This window comes from Saccharothrix sp. CB00851 (assembly GCF_001905065.1).
Lineage (GTDB): Bacteria > Actinomycetota > Actinomycetes > Mycobacteriales > Pseudonocardiaceae > Actinosynnema.
The window spans coordinates 113,435-132,509 of record NZ_LWLC01000003.1 but is presented as its reverse complement, the minus strand read 5'-3'; the positions used below and the strand labels follow the sequence as shown (position 1 = coordinate 132,509).

Below are 19,075 nucleotides of genomic sequence, written 5' to 3'. Positions count from 1 at the left end.
GCGTCCCCCGAGTTCGTCGCTCAGGTCGGGCGCGGGGTACCTGAGCGTGGAATTCAGGGGTCCTGAGCGTTCGACACACGGGCGCTGAGCGTTCGACTCGCGCAGGTTTTTCGGGTTCGGGTTGAACGAGGGGTGGGGCTGTCTCGTTCAGACCGGGTGACCACGCCCGGCTGACGAGAGGCGCACACCCTGTGACGGCCATGACCGAGCCCACCGCCGTGCAAGGCTTACCCCCGGACGATCGTCCGCTGTTCCGACGATTCGGCCGCGGCCCGAGCGCGACACCGCCGTTCCACCGCATCCACCACGCCTTCGAGCACCACGTCGCACGCTCGCCGCACGCGCGGGCGGTCGAGCACGAGGGCAACTGCCTGACCTACGCCGAACTCGACCACCGCGCGAACGTCGTCGCCGCCGAACTGCTCGACGCGGGCGTCCTACCGGGCGATCACGTCGGCGTCTTCCTGACGCGGTCGATCCACCTGGTCGTCGGCATCCTCGCGGTGCTGAAGGTCGGCGCCGCCTACGTGCCGCAGGACGTCCGGATCACCCCGCGCCCCCACCTCGACCACGTCCTGCGCACCGCCGACATCAAGGTCGTGCTGACCGTCCGCGAGCACGCACCGCGGCTCGAAGCGCCCACCGTGCTGGCCATCGACACCCTGCCCGACCGCCGCGTCACGGCACCGCGGACGGAAGGCGGCGACACCGCCGTCGTCATCTTCACCTCGGGCACGACCGGCGTCCCGAACGGCGTCCGCGTCACCCACGCGAACCTGTGCAACGTGCTCCTCACCGCACCCGGCGACCTGGGCGTCCGACCGGGCGACCGGGTCGCGCAACTGCTCAACATCGCGTTCGACATGGCGATCTGGGAGCTGTTCGGCGCCCTTGCCCACGGCGCCACGTCCGTCATCCGCGGCCGGGACATCGCGCGCACGGCGAGCACCGCCACCGTCCTCATCGCCACACCGGGTGTGCTGTCCACAGTGGACCCCGAGGAGTGCCCGCACGTCCGGGTGGTCGCCGTGGCCGGGGAGCGCTGCCCCAAGCCACTGGCCGACGCCTGGTCCACCCGCGCCGCGTTCCACAACGCCTGCGGACCCACGGAAGTCACGATCGTCAACACCGTGCAGCGCTACGACCCGCGCGTGGGCAGGCTGACCATCGGCCGCCCGGTCCCGAACACCACCGTCTACGTGCTCGACCAGGACCTGCGGCCGTGCCGGATCGGCGACGTGGGCGAGATGTGGGCGGGCGGCGCGTGCGTCACGGCCGGCTACCTCGGCAACGACGTGCTGACCGCCCAGCGCTACCGCCCCGACCCGTTCCTCGGCGGCGACCACCTGATGTTCCGCACCAGGGACCTGGGCCGCTGGACGCCGGACGGCGAGTTGGAGCACCACGGCCGCACCGACGACCAGGTGAAGGTGCGCGGCTTCCGGGTCGAGCTGGACGCGGTCACCTCCGCCCTGGAGACGACCTCCGGCTGCGCCCGCGCGACCACCGTCCTGCACGACGGCAGGCTGGTCGGCTTCGTCAGCCCCGCCACCGTCGAACCCGGAGCCGCCACGGACGCGGTGGCCCGCGCGCTGCCCTACTACTGCGTGCCGTCACTGGTCATCGCCGTGGACGACCTGCCGATGACCGCACGCGGCAAGGTGGACCGGGCCGCGTTGTCGTCTCTGGTGCCGGTCGCATGACCACCACGCGCACCGGCACGCCGACGGCGTCGTGGCTGAGAAAGCGCCCGTTCACCCACCACAACCGGCTCGCCGTCGCGGTGGTCCTGGTCAACGTGGTCGCGGCGTTCGCGGTGGACGACGCGCAAGCGCTCGCGGACCTGGTCGTCGCCAACGTCGCCCTGGCCGTGCTGATCCGCCAGCAGCACGTGATCAACCTGCTGTTCCGGCTGGCCACCAGCGCGCCGACGACGTGGCCGCTGCGGGTCCGCTGGACGCTGGGCAAGGTCTACCACTTCGGCGGCCTGCACGTCGGCGCCGCGATCAGCGCCACGGCCTGGTTCGCGGTGCTGGCCTGGGTCCTGGACGACGCCATGACGTGGACGATCCTCGCCCTGATGGCCGCGATGGTGGTGTTCGCCCTGCCCTCCCTGCGCGCACGGCGGCACGACCTGTTCGAGCGCGTGCACCGCTTCGCCGGCTGGACCGTGCTCGTGCTGTTCGCCGCGCACTCGTCCCGGCAGCCGGATTTCGTCGGCTCGACCCGGTTCTGGCTGCTCCTGCTGGTCGTCACGAGCGTCGCCCTGCCCTGGGTGCGGTTGCGGCGCGTGCCGGTGCGGATCGTCCGACCGTCGCGGCACGTGGCGCTGGTGTCGTTCGACCACGGCGTGACGCCGTTCGCCGGTTCCTCGACCGCGGTGAGCCGCCACCCGCTGCTGGAGTGGCACTCGTTCGCCAACGTGCCGACGCCGGGCCGCACCGGTTTCCGGCTCACCATCTCGCGCGCGGGGGACTGGACGGGCGCGCTGATCGACGACCTGCCGACGCACCTGTGGGTCAAGGGCGTGCCCACCGCCGGTGTCGGCAACATCGACAAGCTGTTCACCAGGGTGGTGTGGGTGGCGACCGGCAGCGGCATCGGGCCGTGCCTGCCGCACCTGCTGTCGGGTGAGACGCCGGCCCGCCTGGTGTGGTCCACCCGCACGCCCCGCGAGACCTACGGCGACGACCTGGTCGACGAGATCGAGGCCGTGCAGCCGGACGCCGTGGTCTGGGACACCGTCCGCGACGGCAAGCCCGACCTGGTCGAGCTGGCGCTGCGCGCGCACCGGGAGTTCGACGCCGAAGCCGTGATCTGCATTTCCAACAAGAAGACGACCTGGCACGTCGTGGAGAAGCTGGAAGCGCGGGGTGTGCCCGCCTTCGGCGCGATCTGGGACTCGTGAGGAGACTTCGTGGACTACTCGACCTTGCTCATCGACGAACGGGACGGCGTCACGACCCTCACCGTGTCCCGGCCGCGGGCGCGCAACGCGTTGTCCGGCCAGGTCCTCGGCGAGCTCGACCACTTCCTGTCCGGGATCCTGGACGGGCCGGCGCCGCGGGGCGTCATCCTCACCGGGGCGCCCGGTCCGGCGTTCATCGCGGGCGCGGACATCCGCGAGATGGCCGTGATGACGCCGGAGGAGGGCGAGCGGTTCGGGCGGCTCGGCCAACGCGTCACCCGGTTGCTGGAACAGGTGCCGTGCCCGGTCGTCGCGTGCGTGGACGGCTACGCGCTCGGCGGCGGCTGCGAGGTGGTGCTGGCGTGCGACTTCGCCTACGCGACCCGCCGCTCGGTGTTCGGCCAGCCGGAGGTCGTGCTCGGTCTCGTTCCCGGGTTCGGCGGGTGCGTCCGGCTGCAGCGCCTGGTCGGCCCTGCGGTCGCCCGGGAGCTGATCTACACCGGCAGGCACGTGGACGCGCCGGAGGCGGCGCGGCTCGGGCTCGTCAACGCGGTGTTCGACGACCGTGATGAGATGCTGGCCGTCGCACGCGCGGTGCTCGGCCGGATCGCGGGCAACTCGGCCACGGCGGTGTCGCTGGCCAAGGCCGCGGTGAACGCCTCCCGCGGCACGACCGTCGCCGCGGGGCTGGCGTTCGAGCTCGACGCGTTCCGCGAGGCGTTCACCACCGACGACATGCGCGAGGGCACGGCGGCGTTCCTCGCCAAGCGCCGGCCCGCGTTCACCGGCGCCACCGGGGAACCGCTGCTCCACGACTAGCCGAGGAGGTGCGCGATCAACGACAGTCACACTGCCCTGCTGCGCTCCCTCCACGACGAGCACGCGCCCGCGCTGTGGCGGTACGTGCGCCGGCTGACCGGGGACGACGAGCTGTCCCGCGACGTGGTGCAGGAAGCGCTGCTGCGGGCGTGGCGCAACCCCAAGGTGCTGGAGCAGGGGTCGGCGGCGGCTCGCGCCTGGCTCTACACGGTGGCGCGCAACGTGGTGATCGACGAGCGGCGCAGCGCCCGGGCGCGCTGGGAGATCGGCTCGGAACGGCTGCCCGAGCGGGCCAGGTCCGACCACAGCGACTCCGCCCTGGACGCCTGGCTGGTGGCCGACGTGCTCACCCAGTTGACGCCGGAGCACCGCACGGTGATCGTGCGTGCGTACTACATGGGTCAGTCGGTCGCCGAGCTGGCCGTCGCACTGGACCTGCCGGAGGGAACCGTGAAGTCCCGGCTGCACTACGGTCTGCGGGCGCTGCGGCTGGCGCTGGAGGAGAAAGGGGTCACCGGACGTTGAGCTCGCCAGTCGATCCGTACCGGGACTGGGGTGCCGCGTACGTCCTGGGTTCGCTGTCGCCCGGCGAACGGCGGGAGTTCGAGGGACACCTGCCGGGGTGCCCGGAGTGCTCGGGTGACGTCGCGTCCTTCGCGGGCGTGCCCGGCATCCTCTCGGCGGTGCCCCGTGACCGGGCGCTCGACCTGCTGGAACCCGAGGGTGAGGCGGACGAGCCGCCCGCGGCGGTGTTCAGCGGAATGGTGGCGGCCGAGCGGTCGCGCCGGTGGCGTGCGCGGATTCTGGTGGCCGCCGCACTGGTCGTCGCGGCGTCGACGGGGGCGGCGGTCGCGCTGGCCGTGCGGCCGGCCGCCCCCGACGCCGTGGTCGTCGCACCGCCGCCCGTGCCCGACGTGGCGATGCACCAGACCGTGCCGAGCCCGGTGACGGCCAGCGTGCAGCTGGTGGACGAGCCGTGGGGCACCCGGATCGAGGTGCTGTGCTCCTACGCCGTGCCGGACGGGCCGCCGCCGCCCGTCTTCGCCTACTCCCTGCACGTGGTCGCGGCCGACGGCACCTCGGCGAGGGTCGCGACCTGGACCGCCGGACCCGGCTCCACCACCCGGCCGGTCGCCACGACCGAGCTCGGCCGGTCGGACATCACCGGCATCGAGATCAGATTGGTGCAAAAAGACCTGGTCCTGCTCCGCGTCACGTTCTGACCGCCCGCCTCCCGGCGCCCATCCTCCGCGAACCGCGTTCCCGCAGGCCGAGGACCTGCTGCAAGAGCAACTGCACGTCCCGGTGCACGTGCGCCGGTCCCGGGAGGTGGATACGTGTTCCAGATCACCCGCGGCCACGGCCGGCCCAGCCGCAGACACCTTCCTGGCCGATCGTCAAGAGGGGTGAGCGTCGATACGGTGCGTTGCATGACCGCACCTGAGCGTTCGCGGCTGGCCCGAGAACGGCTCTCGCGCGAGTTACGAAGGCTGCGCACCGAGGCCAAGATGACCGGCACGGCCACGGCGCGCGCTACCGGGATGAGCCAGTCCAAGCTGTCGAAGATCGAGAACGGCATGCTCCTCCCGTCCGTGACCGACGTGGAGCGCCTGGTCGCCGAGCTGTCCGCGACCAGGGAGACGAGGGTCGAGCTGGTGGAGTTGGCCCGTCAGTTGCACGCCGAGGCGGAGACCCGCCGCGTGGTGCTGCACCGGGGGGCGCACCGGCACCAGCAGACCATCGCCCGTATCGAGGCCCGTGCCACCACCAGCCGCTTCTTCCAGAACGCGGGTGTGCCCGCGCTGTTGCAGAGCGAGAACTACCTGCGGGTCGTGCACAACACGATGCCCCCGCACGAGCAGGACAGCGCGATAGCCACGCTGCGCAGCCGCCGTGCCCGCATGGACGACCTGGGCAAGCGGTTCGTGTTCCTGCTGGCGGAGAGCGCGCTGCGCTGGCGCATGGGTTCGGCGGACCTGATGTGCGAGCAGATCGACCACCTCGTGCAGATCATCCGAAGGCCGAACGTGCAGCTCGGCGTGGTGCCCTGGACGGCGGACGCGAACATGGTGGCCCTGCACGGGTTCCAGGTCTACGACGAGCGGGTGGTGACGTTGAGCGTGCTGACCGGCAACGCGACCATCACCGACCCGCACGACGTGCGCGAGTACCTGGCCCTGTTCGGCAGGCTCGAACGGCTGGCGGTGCGCGGCGACGCGCTGGAGGACCTGCTGGAGCAGATCTCCAGGGACCACCGCAAGCTCGGCTGAGCTGGGCGGTTAGGCTGCCGGGGACCACTTCCTCCCCGTCGGTAGGTGCCTCGCCACCCCATGCTGAACATCTTCGCCCGCGCGTCGGTTTCGCGCGTCACCGATCCGATCGGGGCGTGGCTGCTGCGCCGCGGCCTCACCCCGAACACCGTCACGGTGCTGGGCACCGTCGGCTCCGTCGCCGCCTCGCTGTGGTTCATCCCGCGCGGGCAGCTGTTCACGGGCGCGGCGCTGGTCACCGCGTTCGTGCTGTTCGACCTGATCGACGGCGCGATGGCACGTGCCCAGGGCGGTGGCACGAAGTTCGGCGCCGTGCTGGACGCGAGCTGCGACCGGATCGCCGACGGCGCGCTGTTCGCCGCCATCGCCTGGTGGGCGTTCGGCGCGGACGAGCACGGCCTGGCCGCGGCGACCCTGGTCTCGCTGGTCGGCGCGCAGGTCACCTCGTACGTGAAGGCACGCGCCGAGGCGTCCGGGCTCTCCGCCGACGGCGGGCTGGCCGAACGCGCCGAGCGGTTCATCGTGGCCCTGGTCGGCGTCGGCCTGCACGGGCTCGGCGTGCCCTACATCCTCCCGGTGGCGCTGTACCTGCTGGCCGCCCTGGTGACGATCACCGTGCTGCAGCGCATCCTGGCCGTGAGCCGTGCCGCGAAGGAGCTGGGCGAGTGAACGAACGGCTGGCGGACCTCGGCTACGCGGCCGGCTGGCGCCTGGTGCGGCTGCTGCCCGAGAAGGCGGCCAGGGCGCTGTTCGAGGCGGTCGCGGACCGGGCCGCGAAACGCGGCGGTGGCAGCGTGCGGCAGCTGCGGTCCAACCTGCGCCGGGTCGTGCCCCAAGCGGGCGAGGCCGAGCTGGACGAGCTGGTGCGGCTGGCCGTGCGCTCGTACGCGCGGTACTGGCGCGAGGCGTTCCGGATGCCGTCCATGGACCAGAAGGAGCTCTACGCCGAGCTGGACCGCACGATGACCGGCGTGGAGAACCTGGACGCGGCGCTGGCCGAGGGCCGGGGCGCGGTGATCGCGCTGCCCCACTGCGGCAACTGGGACATGGCGGGCGTCTGGCTGGTCGGGCACTGCGGGACGTTCACCACCGTCGCCGAGCGGCTCAAGCCCGAGTCGCTGTACCGGCGGTTCATCGCGTTCCGGGAGAGCCTCGGCTTCGAGGTGGTGCCGCTGACCGGGGGCGAGCGCAACCCGGCGCTCGTGCTGGCCGAGCGGCTGCGCGCCAACCAGGTCGTCTGCCTGCTCGCCGACCGCGACCTCACCGCGGGCGGCGTGCCCGTGACGTTCTTCGGCGAGCGCACCCTGATGCCCGCCGGTCCCGCGCACCTGGCCGCGACCACCGGCGCGGCGCTGATCCCGGCCGGCCTGTGGTTCACCGAGGACGGCTGGGTCGTCCGGCTGCACCCGCCGGTCCGGGTCCAGGGCACGGCGGGTGTGCCCGCGGCGACCCAGCAGCTGGCCGACGTGTTCGCCGCCGACATCGCCGCCCACCCCACCGACTGGCACATGATGCAGCAGCTGTGGCTGGCCGACCTGCCGGAGAGCAGGCAGAAGGCGCTGCGCCGGGTGCTGGCCCGCCGGGGGGAATCGGCGTGAAGGTCGGCATAGTCTGCCCGTACTCCTTCGAGGTGCCCGGCGGGGTGCAGGCCCACGTGGTCGACCTGGCGCACGCCCTGCGCGGCCTCGGGCACGAGGTGGAGGTGCTGGCGCCCGCCGACGACGACACGCCGGTGCCGGAGTTCGTCACCCCGGCCGGGCGCGCGGTCGGCATCCCGTACAACGGTTCGGTGGCCAGGCTGTCGTTCGGACCGGTGTCGTTCGCCCGCGTCCGGCGGTGGATCGCCGAGCACGATTTCGACGTGCTGCACCTGCACGAGCCGACCGCGCCGTCGCTGTCGATGCTGGCGCTGATGGTCGCCGACGGCCCGATCGTGGCCACCTTCCACACCTCCACGCCCCGATCGAAGATGCTGTCGGCGTTCCAGGCGGTGCTGCAGCCGTTCCTGGAGAAGATCACCGCCCGGATCGCGGTGTCCGCGCTGGCCCGGCGGGTGCAGGTGGAGCACCTGGGCGGCGACGCGGTGGAGATCCCCAACGGCGTGGACGTCGGGTTCTTCGCCGACGCCGCACCGCTGGACGGCTACCCGCGCCCCGGCGGCACGGTCGGGTTCGTCGGCCGGTTCACCGAGCCGCGCAAGGGCATGCCCGTGCTGCTGGAGGCGTTCCGCGAGCTCGACCTGCCCGACGTCCGGATGCTGGTCGTCGGGCGTGGTGACGAGGACGAACTGCGCAAGCAGGCCGGGCCGGAGCTGGCGTCGCGGATGGTGTTCCTCGGCATGGTGGACGACGAGACGAAGGCGCGCGCGCTGCGCAGCGTGGACGTCTACTGCGCGCCCAACACCGGCGGCGAGAGCTTCGGGATCATCCTGACCGAGGCGATGTCGGCGGGTGCGGCGGTGCTGGCCAGCGACCTCGACGCGTTCCGGCGCGTGCTCGACGACGGCAAGGCGGGCGTGCTGACCCCGGTCGGCGACTCGTCCGCGCTGGCCGCGGCGCTGCGCGACCTGCTGACCGACCCGGCGCGGCGGGCGGACTACGTGGACGCGGCGCGGCAGCGGGTGATGATGTTCGACTGGTCGGTGGTCGCGAACCAGGTCCTTCGGGTGTATGAGAGCGCTATGGCGGCAGATCCCCGTCGGGTGGGCGAGGCGTGACCAGTTCCGGAGTCGCGACGACGTTCCTGGTCCTGCTGGCGCTGGCCGTGCTGATCGGGCCGTGGACGCTCGGCACCGCCAACCGGCTGGACCGGCTGCACGTGCGCACGGACGCGGCCTGGGCGGCGCTCGACGCGGCCCTGGCGCGGCGGGCGGTGGTGACGCGGGCGGTGGCGGCGGTGTGCGGCAAGCCCGAGCTGCGCGCGGCGGCGGACCGCGCCGAGCGGTCGCCCCGGTCGGACCGGGAGGCGGCGGAGAACCGGCTCTCGGCGCTGCTGGAAGGGCTCGACCGGTCCGTGCTGGAACCCGCGCTGGCCGCCGAGCTGTCCGACGCCGAGCAGCGGGTGGTGCTCGCCCGGCGCGTGCACAACGACGCGGTGCGCGACACGTTGGCGCTGCGCCGGCGGCGGTCCGTGCGGTGGCTGCGGCTCGCCGGCACCGCGCCGACGCCGTCCTACTTCGAGATCGCCGAACCCGGCGGCGACATCGAGGCGTCCACGCTGACCCAGCGCGTGTCCGCGCGGGTCGTGCTGCTGGACGCCGAGGACCGGGTGTTGTTGTTCGAGGGCTTCGACCCCAACCGGCCGGACGAGCTGTTCTGGTTCACCGTCGGCGGTGGGGTGGAGCCGGGGGAGGACGTCCGGACCGCCGCGGTGCGGGAGCTGTTCGAGGAGACCGGTGTGGAGGTCTCCGGCGACGAGCTGATCGGTCCGGTGTGGAAGCGGCACGCCGTGTTCGCCTTCGACGGCTTGAACTACGCGGCGGTCGAGTGGTTCTTCGTCGGGAAAGTGGAGGCGGTCGACGTGGACACCTCAAGGTTCAACGAGATCGAGCGGCAGACCATCCGCCGGCACAAGTGGTGGTCGGTGGACGAACTGGCGTCGACCGACGCGACGGTGTACCCGGTGCAGCTCGCCGACGTGCTGCCCGGTGCGCTGGTCGGGTGGGACGGCACGACCCGTTCGGTCCGATGATCGGGATCTCGAGCCGGGTGGACGACGTCGTCTCGTTCTACCGCGCCCTGGAGGAGTCGGACCGGCCGCGGGCGTACTTCGAGTTCGTGGACGTCGAGGGCTGGGTGGACGAGGGCGCGCGTGCGCTCTACGAGACCGTGGAGCACGAGGGTGAGCTGATCGCGATCCGGCAGATCGAGCTGCCCTCGGCGGGTGGCGTGCACCGCTACTCGTGGCGCCGGCTGGAAGACGTGTTCGGCGGTCTCACCGACGAGCCGATCGACCCGCACGAGGACCCGGTCAAGCCGATCCCGCGCGAGGCGTTCGTCGAGGTCTGGAACTCGCTGCCGCACGAGGTGTGACCGGCGGGCCGGGCGTCCGCCGCAGCGGAGCCCACCGGCACGGGTGGCCCGTCGCCGACCGTGCCGCCCGCCTGCCCACTTCGCCTTTCCGGTCCCCATTTCCGGGCATTTGCTCGAGGCGACCGCACTTATACCGCACTTATGCGGACTCTCGCCGATGGGTCCGACTATTGTGAGTGGCAACGCGGGATGGGTGTGCGGTCGGCCGGTCGATCCCCGGATGATCCGGTCCGGTTAACCGATGGGTGCGCCACGTCGAATTGTCCGGGCCATCGGGAGGCTCCGTGTCACTGGTCGAGCGATTCGTCGTCGGGGTGGACATCAAGGGCTTCTCCGCGCTTGTCACCCGCAGGCAGATCCTGGTCCAGGACGCGTTGCACCGGATGCTCGGTGAGGCCGCCGCGAGCGTGGGGCTCGACCGGGGCCTGTGGACCCGCCACCCCGGCGGTGACGGCGAGGTGGCGGTGCTGCCGCCCGACGTCGACCTCCTCGCGGCGGTGCGGGGGTTCGTCGCCGAACTCGACACCAGGCTCGCCGACCACAACGAGGACCACGGCGCCGGCACACGCATCCGCCTGCGGGTGGCGATGCACTCCGACGTCGTGGTGCGGGAGCCGGGGCCGCTCGGGTACTCCGGTCCCGCGCTGACCGTGCTGAGCAGGCTGCTCGACGCCGATCCGGTGCGGGCGGCGCTCACGGAGGCGCCGGACGCCAACCTCGCTCAGATCATTTCCGAGGTGCTCTACCGCAAGGCCGTGCTCTCGGGCCTCGGCGGACTGCGCCCGCGGCAGTTCCGCCAGGTCCGGGTCGATCTGCCGGCCAAAGGATTCCACGAGAACGCGTACGTGTACGTGCCTCCGCACGAGACCGCGACACCGCACGTTCCGCCTCCGCCCGTCGGGCGCACGGAACCAGAACAGCCGAGCATTGCGGACCTGATCAAGTCCCTGCGCCGCATCCGACCCCCGAAACCACCGGCCGCCCGTGAGCCGCTTCAGGCGGCGGTGGAGGTGGTCGAGCCCCCGCCGGTCGACTTGGCACCGGAGGTGCGCGAAGCCGTGCGCGAGGTGCGGGAAGCGCTGGCGCGCGGTGACCTGCGCGGTGCGGACGCGATGACGACGTGCGCGTTGCTCACGGAGGCGGGGCGTTGGGACAGCGGGTGGCTGCGCGGGAAGGACGGGGCCGCGCTGACCGACGCGCTGCTGAGCGAGCTGGACCTCGCCTGGTCGGACTTCTCCGCGGGCGAGGCGGGATTCCGTGTCCAACGTGCGAGGCTCGAAGGGTTGGCGCTTTCCGGGTCGAGGGAGTTCCGGGAGCTTTCCGTCCGGTTGGGGTGGCGGACCGAAAAGGACGAGGTGATACCGCGTTACGGGGAATTCAGCCGCCGGGCCGGCGGGACGGTGAATCCGTTCTACCCGACGCTGCGAAACCCCGAGCGAGAAGATCACGAGAACTGGCACGACGACTGGTCGGTGACCGTCATGGCCGTGCACGTCCGATTGCAGCGCTGGGAGCGGTGAGATGGTGTTCGTCGTCGTGCTCGTCCTGCTGGCCGCTGCCGGCTGGCTCGGTGTCACCGGGCTGCGGAGCGTTCCGCCCGGTCAGGTGGGCCTGATCACCAAGCGGTTCAGCCTGCGCCCACGGCACCCCGACGACGACCCGAGGGTGAGCGCGTTCGACGGCATCGGTCCGCAGGCGCGGCTGCTCCGGGGGAACACGCGCACCTGGCTGGTCCCTTACCTCTACGAGGTCGAGCTGGTCCCGCAGACGTACGTGCCGCACGGGACGATCGGCTTGGTCGTGGCCAAGGCAGGGGCCGTGAAGCCACCTGGCACGTGGATTGCCGAGCCCGTCGACTGCGACTACTTCCAGGATGGCGTGAGCTTTCTCCGGGGCAACGGAGCCGGGCGCGGTGGCCAGCAGGGCAGGCAGTTGCAGGTGTTGACCGGTGGTTACTACAACATCAACACCCACCTGTTCGAGGTGATCACGGTCGACACGCCGGAGGCGATGGAACGCGAGGGCCTGACCCGCCACGACCTGACCGCGGTGGAGATCTCGATCGGCCAGACCGGCGTGGTGATCGCGCACGTGGGGGCCAAGACCGTCCCCGACGTCCTCGGCCCGCGCGTGGACGGCCACGTCGCGTTCCAACTGCCCGTGGAGTTCGTGGCCCGAGGAGGGCGCCGGGGCGTGCAGGAGGAGACTCTGGACGAGGGCGGGCACTACGAGATCAACCCCTGGTTCGCCCGCGTGGTCGAGGTGCCGACTCGAGAGCTGATCCTGGAATGGAGCGAGGGCGGGAAGACCGCCGGAAACTTCGACAGCTCGCTGGGGCGGATCGTCCTCGACGTGCAGGGCCACACGGTCCGACTCGACATGCGTCAGACGGTCCGCATCCCGGCCACCGCGGCGCCGGAGATCGTGCGCAGCTACGGCCTGGGCGGGCGGGGCGAGGCCGGCGGGCGCAGCTCGGTGCAGGAGTTCGTGAAGAAGGTGCTGGCGGCCACGGTCGACGGCTACTTCCGCAAGCTCTCCGCCCGCTACCGGATCCAGGAGTTCATCACCCGCTACGACGAGGTGGGCAACCAGCTCGCGGGCGAAGTGCGCCAGGCCCTGGCGCAGACAGGGGTGCAGGCCATCCGCACCACCCTGTCGAACTTCTGGTGCGACCAGCCGGAGATCAACGAGATGCGCAGGCTGATCGCGCTCCAGCAGGAACGCGTCAGGCTCGTCCAGGAGGAGCTGGCCGAGTTGCGAGAGAGGAACCGGCAGGAGGACGTGCGGAGCGAGATCGAACTGAAGCGGATCCGGGTGGACGAGGAGCGTCGCCAACTGGACCTCATCAGGTTGAAGGTGCAGGTCAAGCTGCTCGGCGCCGAGCACGTGTCGCTGGAGCGCCTGCTGGCGCAGTGGGTGAAGGCGAACGTGCCGAACTACATCGGCGGCACGGACGGCGGAGTCGCGCAGGCGCTGCTTCAGGCCATGCCGTTCACGAAGGCGCAGGACCTGATCACGGACATGGCCGCCCGGGTGGCCGAGGGCCTACCCGGCACTGATGTCGACGCGTCGGAACTGACGAACGGTACGCCCAACCAGAACTAGAGGATGAACGTGGCGATCATCTGACCGAGCAGCCGCACGTCGGCGTGGCCCTTGAACTCCAGTCGCACCTGGCCCAGCCCGCTGAACCACAGGTCCAGCTCGGTGTCCATGTCGAAGGTGCCGGCGGTCTCGATGGAGAACGCCTGCACCCGGCTGTAGGGCAGCGAGGTGAAGTCCTTCTTGCGGCCGGTCATGCCCTGCACGTTCACCGCGATCACCCGCTTGTTGGTGAACACCACGAAGTCGCGCACCGTCTTGAAGCTCGACACGATCTGCTCGCCCTGGATCAGGATCGGCGACACCTGCGACGCGATGTCCTCGGGCCGGCACGGCGCCAGCTTGAAGACGGACTGCTTCTCGAAGTCGATCACCCCTCCGACGCTACCGCCTACCTGGGCCACCCGGCCGGGTTCGAGACCGATTGCCGGGAGATCCCCGACCCCGTCTCCGGGTAATCCCCGAACCGCGCCTCGTGCACGTGGGCGAAGAAGTAGCAGAACGCCTCGCACTCGGCGTCCACCACCGCCACCCGGGGATCGCGCGCCACGGCCTCGTAGAACTCCTGCCCCAGCGCGAGGATGAAACCGCGGGCGTACAGGAAGCCGTCGTCCGAGCCGTCCGTGACCTCCTGGACGTCGGCCCGGTCGATCTCGTACAGCTTGCGCTCGGCGACCCGGTCCAGCGCGGTCAGCTCCTCGGCCGACAGCGCCTCGCACGCCCGCGCCAACGCCCGCAGCACGGCGTCGAGGTGTTCCTCCAGCTCGGCGGCCTCCTCGAAGGCGTCGAGCGACACGTCACGCTTGGCCAACGCGCGGCGCACGTCGTTCGGGCCCGGGCCGAGGCCGGCCCAGGCGTCTTCCAGCATCGCCCAGAAACGGGCCTCTTCGGCAGCGGTCGGCAGGATCATGGCGGTGACGCTAGCAACGAGGTCCGACAATTCCGGGTGGACGGGATCGGGGGGTGCGTCCACACGGCGCGAACACCCCCCGATCGGGGTCACACCCGGCCGATGACCTCGTTGCCGTAGGACGCCAGCGTCTTGTCCTTGTCGTCGTGCATCAGGTACAGCGCGAAGTTGTCCACGCCGATCTCCCGCAGCTCCTGCAACCGGTCCACGTGCGCGGACGCCGGGCCCAGCAAGCAGAACCGGTCCACGATCGAGTCCGGCACGAAGTCGGTTGACCGGTTGCCCGCCTTGCCGTGGTGGGCGTAGTCGTAGCCCTCGCGGTCCTTGATGTAGTCGGTCAACGCCGCCGGCACCGCCCCCGAGTCGCCGTAGCGCGCGACCAGGTCGGCCACGTGGTTGCCGACCATCCCGCCGAACCAGCGCAGCTGGTCGCGCTGGTGCGCCAGGTCCGTGCCCACGTACGCGGGCGCGGCCACGCACATCGTGATCGCCGACGGGTCGCGGCCCGCCGCCACGGCCGCCTCGCGCACGCTCCCGATCGTCCACCGCGCGATGTCGACGTCCGCGGTCTGCAGGATGAACCCGTCCGCCTGCTCGCCGACCAGCTTCAACGCGCGCGGCCCGTACGCGGCCATCCACATCTCCAGCTTGCCGTCGCGCACCCACGGGATGCGCACCGGCGTGCCGTGGTGCTCGGCCTCCCGGCCCTCGGCCAGGTCCTTGATCACCGTCATGGCCCGGCTCAGCGTGGCCAGCGAGGCGGGCTTCTGCCCGATCACCCGGCGAGCCGAGTCACCGCGCCCGATGCCGCACACCGTGCGGTTGCCGAACATGTCGTTCAACGTGGCGAACAACGACGCGGTCACCGACCAGTCCCGGGTGCTCGGGTTGGTCACCATCGGCCCGACCACCAGGTCCTTGGTCGCGGCCAGCACCTGCGAGTAGATGACGAACGGCTCCTGCCACAGCACGACCGAGTCGAACGTCCAGCCGTAGCGGAACCCGTTGTCCTCGGCGGCCCTCATGCCGGCCACCACGTCCCGCGCGGGCGGGTCGGTCTGGAGCACTACCCCGAAGTCCACGTCCGCCCCCTCAGACCAGGTACTGGTTCAGCTCGCGGGACAGGAACTTCCCGTGCCCGGCCGAGCCGTGGAAACCGCCGGCGTCCACGACCACCCGACCGCGCGAGAGCACCGTGTCGACCTTGCCGGTGATCTCCATGCCCTCGTACGCCGAGTAGTCGACGTTCATGTGGTGCGTGGCGGCGGAGATCACCTGCTGCGCTGACGGGTCGTACACCACCACGTCGGCGTCCGCGCCGGGCGCGATGACGCCCTTGCGCGGGTGCAGGCCGAACATGCGCGCGGGCGTGGTCGAGCAGATCTCCACCCACCGCTCCAGCGTGATCTCACCGGCGACCACGCCCTGGTGCAGCAGGTCCATCCGGTGCTCGACGCCCGGCATCCCGTTGGGGATCTTGGAGAAGTCGCCGCGCCCCAGCTCCTTCTGGTCCTTGAAGCAGAACGGGCAGTGGTCGGTCGACACCACCGACAGGTCGTTGGTGCGCAGGCCGCGCCACAGCTCGGACTGGTGCTCCTTGGGCCGCAGCGGGGGAGAGGCGACGTACTTCGAGCCCTCGAAGTCCGGCTTCGCCAGGTCCTCCAGCGACAGGTACAGGTACTGCGGGCACGTCTCGGCGAACACGTTCTGCCCGGTGTCGCGCGCCTTCGTCACCGCGTCCAGCGCCTGCGCGGCGGACAGGTGCACGATGTACAGCGGCGACCCGGTGACCTTGGCCAGCGTGATGGCGCGCGAGGTGGCCTCGCCCTCCAGCTCGGCGGGCCTGGTCAGGCCGTGCTCGACCGGGTCCGTGCGGCCCTGCGCGAGCGCTTGCGCGACCAGCTGGTCGATCGCGATGCCGTTCTCCGCGTGCATCATGATCGTGGCGCCGATCTCGCGGGCCTTCTGCATGGCGCGCAGGATCTCGCCGTCGGTGGCGTAGAAGACGCCCGGGTAGGCCATGAACATCTTGAACGTGTTCACGCCCGCGTCGACGCAGGACTCCATCTCCTTCAACGACGTGTCCGTGACGTCGGAGACGATCATGTGGAACCCGTAGTCGACGGCGCACCGGCCGTCCGCCTTGCCGTGCCACTTGTCCAGTGTGGACAGCAGCGAGGAGCCCTTGGGCTGCACGGCGAAGTCGATGATCGTGGTGGTACCGCCCCATGCCGCCGCGATCGTGCCGGTCTCGAACGTGTCGGCGGAGAACGTGCCGCCGAACGGCATCTCCATGTGGGTGTGCGCGTCGATGCCGCCGGGGATGACGTACTTGCCGCCCGCGTCGATCGTCTCGTCGGCCTGCACCGCGAAACCCGGCGCCAGCAAGGCCACGATCTTCTCACCATCGACCAGCACGTCGGCGGTCACGGCGCCGGTGGCGTTGACCACCGTGCCGCCCTTGATCAGGATGCTCACGGCCGCACCAGCCCTTCGTAGGTGTCCGGGCGGCGGTCGCGGTAGAACGCCCACAGGTCGCGAACCTCGGCCAGCAGGTCCATGTCCAAGTCGCGGACCACGACCTCCTCCTCGGTGTCGGACGCCGCCTCGCCCACGAGCTGCCCGCGCGGGTCGGCGAAGTACGACTGGCCGTAGAACTCGTTGTCGCCCAACGGTTCCACGCCGACGCGGTTGATCGTGCCGACGTAGTACTCGTTCGCCACGGCCGCCGCGGTCTGCTCCAGCCGCCACAGGTACTCCGACAGGCCGCGGCTGGTCGCCGACGGGTTGAACACGATCTGCGCGCCGTTCAGCCCGAGCGCCCGCCAGCCCTCGGGGAAGTGCCGCTCGTAGCAGATGTACACGCCGACCTTGCCCACGGCGGTGTCGAACACCGGGTAGCCGAGGTTGCCGGGCTTGAAGTAGAACTTCTCCCAGAACCCCTTGACCTGCGGGATGTGGTTCTTGCGGTGCTTGCCGAGGTACGTGCCGTCCGCGTCGATCACGGCGGCGGTGTTGTAGTAGACCCCCGGCTGCTCCTCCTCGTACATCGGCACGACGAGCACCACGCCGAGCTGCTCGGCCAGCTCGCACATCAGCTCGGTGGTCGGGCCGTCGGGGATGCCCTCGGTGTAGGAGTAGTAGTCCGCGTCCTGCACCTGGCAGAAGTAGGGCCCGTAGAACAACTCCTGCAGGCACACCACCTGCGCGCCCTGCGACGCGGCGGACCGCACCGCTTCGACCGCGTTCGCGATCATCGACTCCTTGTCGCCGGTCCACTTCTGCTGGACCAGACCCGCTCGGATGATGGTGCTCACGCGTTCTCCCTCCGTGGCGCCAGCGCCAGGTAGACGAGCATGCCGCCGACCAGGCCGACGACCCAGTTGTAGTCGTAGAGCGGTTTGAGGAACGGGATCAGGCCGTCGGCCGGGAACGGCCCGTTGTACGCGCCGCCGACCGCCAGCACCGAGCCCACCAGCGTGGCCACGACCGCCCGCCAGTTCCAGCCAGCCTTGAACCAGTACGCGCCCCGCCCGGCCAGGTACAGGTCGGGCAGCTCCAGCCGGGTCTTGGCCAGCATCCAGTAGCCGGCGATGAACACGCCCGCCACGGACGCCAGCAGCCCGCCGTAGAAGCCGAGCCAGGCGAAGATGTAGATGCCGGGGTCGGAGATCAGCCGCCACGGCTGGATCACGATGCCGATCACGCCGGTGATCAGCCCGCCCACCGCGAACGTGATCTTCTTCGGGAACGCGTTGGAGAAGTCGTAGGACGGGCTCACCACGTTCGCCGCGAGGTTCGCCGACACCGTCGCCAGCACCAGCGCCACCAGTGCCACCAGCACCACCGCGGTGCTGTCGAACCGGCTGGCCAGCTCCGCCGGGTCCCAGATCGCCTCGCCGTACAGCGCCATCGCGCCCGACGTGGTCAGGATCGCCACGATCGCGATGAACGACATCGTGGTCGGCAGGCCGAGGACCTGCCCGATCGCCTGCTTGCGCTGGCTGCCGCCGAACCGGGTGAAGTCCGGCATGTTCAGCGACAGCGTCGACCAGAACGCGATCATGGCCATCAGCGAAGGGAAGAACACCTTCCAGAAGTCCGCACCCCAGCCGAGCTTGGACGGCTCCGACAGGATCGGGCCGAACCCGCCCGCCTTCACCGCCACGTACGCCAGCAGGACCAGGAAGCCCACGCTGACCAGCGGCGCGGTCCAGTTCTCGAACCGGCGGATCGCCTCCATACCGCGCCAGATGATCAGCATCTGCACGACCCAGAACGCCAGGAAGCACAGCCACAGCGTCCACACCTGACCCAGCACGACCGGCGCGTTCACCCACCCGTCGCCCGCGAGCCTGCCCACGATCACGTGCAGGGCCTTGCCGCCCACCCACGTCTGGATGCCGAACCACGCGCACGCGATGAACGCCCGCAGCAACGCCACCAGGTTCGCGCCCCGCACGCCGTAGAACGCACGGGCGAACACCGGGAACGGGATGCCGTACTTCGTGCCCGCGTGGCTGTTGAGCAGCATCGGGACCAGCACGATCAGGTTGCCCAGGGTGATGGTCAGGAACGCCTGCACCCAGTCCATCCCCAGCGCCACCAGCGACGCGGCCAGCGTGTAGCTGGGGATGTTGTGCGCCATGCCCATCCACAGCGCGAAGAAGTTGTACGTGGACCAGGTGCGCCGCTCCAGCGGCACCGGCGCCAGGTCGGAGTTGTAGTGCGGGCTGTCCGCGATCGCGGAATGATCACGCAGCTCGACGCGGCCGTCGGGATCGGCTGTGACCTGGGTTGCGGAGTCAAGGGCCATCGGTCACTCCCCTGTTACGCTCGTGAAACACCCTTCGTGCGGGCGGTTCGGCGCGATTTCCATCCCGGCATCCTCCGGTCGGCCCGCGCGCCCCGGCAGTGGCAAAGTGTCCACGCTTGCCATGATCAGGGCACACTCTGTCCATTGCCACTCCGGCCGCTGGTCCGGCCCCGTGCGACGGGCTCCGGTCGGCCCTCGACTGGCGGGTGAACGGTGACC

General features: G+C 70.8%; 19 protein-coding genes. 13 read left to right on the top strand and 6 right to left on the bottom strand.

Translation table 11 applies throughout. The features are described 5' to 3' along the window. Positions 1-200 precede the first annotated feature (200 nt). From A6A25_RS05920 to A6A25_RS05860, 13 genes are all read left to right on the top strand, one after another. Complete coding sequence (locus A6A25_RS05920) at positions 201-1,703, top strand: amino acid adenylation domain-containing protein (protein ID WP_073886822.1); 1,503 nt, start codon at positions 201-203, stop codon at positions 1,701-1,703. After that, complete coding sequence (locus A6A25_RS05915) at positions 1,700-2,908, top strand: hypothetical protein (protein WP_073886749.1); 1,209 nt, start codon at positions 1,700-1,702, stop codon at positions 2,906-2,908. The genes A6A25_RS05920 and A6A25_RS05915 overlap by 4 nt, the downstream gene beginning before the upstream one ends. A 9-nt stretch (positions 2,909-2,917) precedes the next feature. Then, positions 2,918-3,727: an enoyl-CoA hydratase-related protein gene (locus A6A25_RS05910; protein ID WP_073886748.1), complete on the top strand. Its 810-nt coding sequence runs from the start codon at positions 2,918-2,920 to the stop codon at positions 3,725-3,727. Between the two features lie 15 nt (positions 3,728-3,742). After that, positions 3,743-4,252 (top strand): sigma-70 family RNA polymerase sigma factor, encoded by a 510-nt coding sequence (locus A6A25_RS05905; protein WP_073886747.1) that lies wholly within the window; start codon positions 3,743-3,745, stop codon positions 4,250-4,252. Further along, positions 4,249-4,950 (top strand): zf-HC2 domain-containing protein, encoded by a 702-nt coding sequence (locus tag A6A25_RS05900; RefSeq protein ID WP_073886746.1) that lies wholly within the window; start codon positions 4,249-4,251, stop codon positions 4,948-4,950. Before A6A25_RS05905 ends, A6A25_RS05900 begins: the two co-directional genes overlap by 4 nt. A 207-nt stretch (positions 4,951-5,157) precedes the next feature. Beyond that, positions 5,158-5,997, top strand: coding sequence for a helix-turn-helix domain-containing protein (locus A6A25_RS05895; protein WP_073886745.1), 840 nt, complete (start codon positions 5,158-5,160; stop codon positions 5,995-5,997). Between the two features lie 60 nt (positions 5,998-6,057). Next, a complete protein-coding gene (pgsA, locus tag A6A25_RS05890; protein WP_073886744.1) occupies positions 6,058-6,666 on the top strand; it encodes a phosphatidylinositol phosphate synthase in 609 nt (202 codons plus the stop codon). Next, positions 6,663-7,595 carry a phosphatidylinositol mannoside acyltransferase gene (locus A6A25_RS05885; protein WP_073886743.1) on the top strand — a complete coding sequence of 311 codons (933 nt, stop codon included), beginning with the start codon at positions 6,663-6,665 and terminating at the stop codon, positions 7,593-7,595. The genes pgsA and A6A25_RS05885 overlap by 4 nt, the downstream gene beginning before the upstream one ends. Then, the gene (locus tag A6A25_RS05880; protein WP_073886742.1) at positions 7,592-8,713 is read left to right on the top strand and encodes a glycosyltransferase family 4 protein; all 1,122 of its coding nucleotides are present in this window, start codon (positions 7,592-7,594) and stop codon (positions 8,711-8,713) included. Before A6A25_RS05885 ends, A6A25_RS05880 begins: the two co-directional genes overlap by 4 nt. Continuing rightward, positions 8,710-9,687, top strand: a complete 978-nt coding sequence (locus A6A25_RS05875) for an NUDIX hydrolase (RefSeq protein ID WP_073886741.1) — start codon at positions 8,710-8,712, stop codon at positions 9,685-9,687. Before A6A25_RS05880 ends, A6A25_RS05875 begins: the two co-directional genes overlap by 4 nt. After that, positions 9,684-10,028, top strand: coding sequence for a hypothetical protein (locus tag A6A25_RS05870; protein ID WP_073886821.1), 345 nt, complete (start codon positions 9,684-9,686; stop codon positions 10,026-10,028). The genes A6A25_RS05875 and A6A25_RS05870 overlap by 4 nt, the downstream gene beginning before the upstream one ends. Positions 10,029-10,312: 284 nt before the next feature. Then, on the top strand, positions 10,313-11,548 hold the full coding sequence (locus tag A6A25_RS05865) for a GUN4 domain-containing protein (RefSeq protein WP_073886740.1): 1,236 nt from the start codon (positions 10,313-10,315) through the stop codon (positions 11,546-11,548). Position 11,549: 1 nt separating this feature from the next. Next, positions 11,550-13,133: an SPFH domain-containing protein gene (locus tag A6A25_RS05860; protein WP_073886739.1), complete on the top strand. Its 1,584-nt coding sequence runs from the start codon at positions 11,550-11,552 to the stop codon at positions 13,131-13,133. Here the strand turns inward: A6A25_RS05860 and A6A25_RS05855 are convergent. The 6 genes from A6A25_RS05855 to A6A25_RS05830 form a co-directional block, all read right to left on the bottom strand. Then, positions 13,130-13,504, bottom strand: coding sequence for a PH domain-containing protein (locus A6A25_RS05855; protein ID WP_073886738.1), 375 nt, complete (start codon positions 13,502-13,504; stop codon positions 13,130-13,132). The two genes, A6A25_RS05860 and A6A25_RS05855, sit on opposite strands and share 4 nt — an antisense overlap. Before the next feature lie 17 nt (positions 13,505-13,521). Then, positions 13,522-14,040: a DUF4240 domain-containing protein gene (locus tag A6A25_RS05850; protein ID WP_073886737.1), complete on the bottom strand. Its 519-nt coding sequence runs from the start codon at positions 14,038-14,040 to the stop codon at positions 13,522-13,524. An 89-nt stretch (positions 14,041-14,129) separates the two neighbouring features. Continuing rightward, entirely contained in the window at positions 14,130-15,122 is a 993-nt protein-coding gene (locus A6A25_RS05845; protein ID WP_073886736.1) for a TIGR03842 family LLM class F420-dependent oxidoreductase, read from the bottom strand. Positions 15,123-15,132: 10 nt separating this feature from the next. Continuing rightward, on the bottom strand, positions 15,133-16,518 hold the full coding sequence (hydA, locus tag A6A25_RS05840) for a dihydropyrimidinase (RefSeq protein ID WP_073886735.1): 1,386 nt from the start codon (positions 16,516-16,518) through the stop codon (positions 15,133-15,135). Next, positions 16,515-17,357, bottom strand: a complete 843-nt coding sequence (locus tag A6A25_RS05835) for a nitrilase-related carbon-nitrogen hydrolase (RefSeq protein ID WP_073886734.1) — start codon at positions 17,355-17,357, stop codon at positions 16,515-16,517. The genes hydA and A6A25_RS05835 overlap by 4 nt, the downstream gene beginning before the upstream one ends. Beyond that, positions 17,354-18,856 (bottom strand): NCS1 family nucleobase:cation symporter-1, encoded by a 1,503-nt coding sequence (locus A6A25_RS05830; RefSeq protein WP_073886733.1) that lies wholly within the window; start codon positions 18,854-18,856, stop codon positions 17,354-17,356. Before A6A25_RS05830 ends, A6A25_RS05835 begins: the two co-directional genes overlap by 4 nt. Positions 18,857-19,075: the final 219 nt, after the last annotated feature.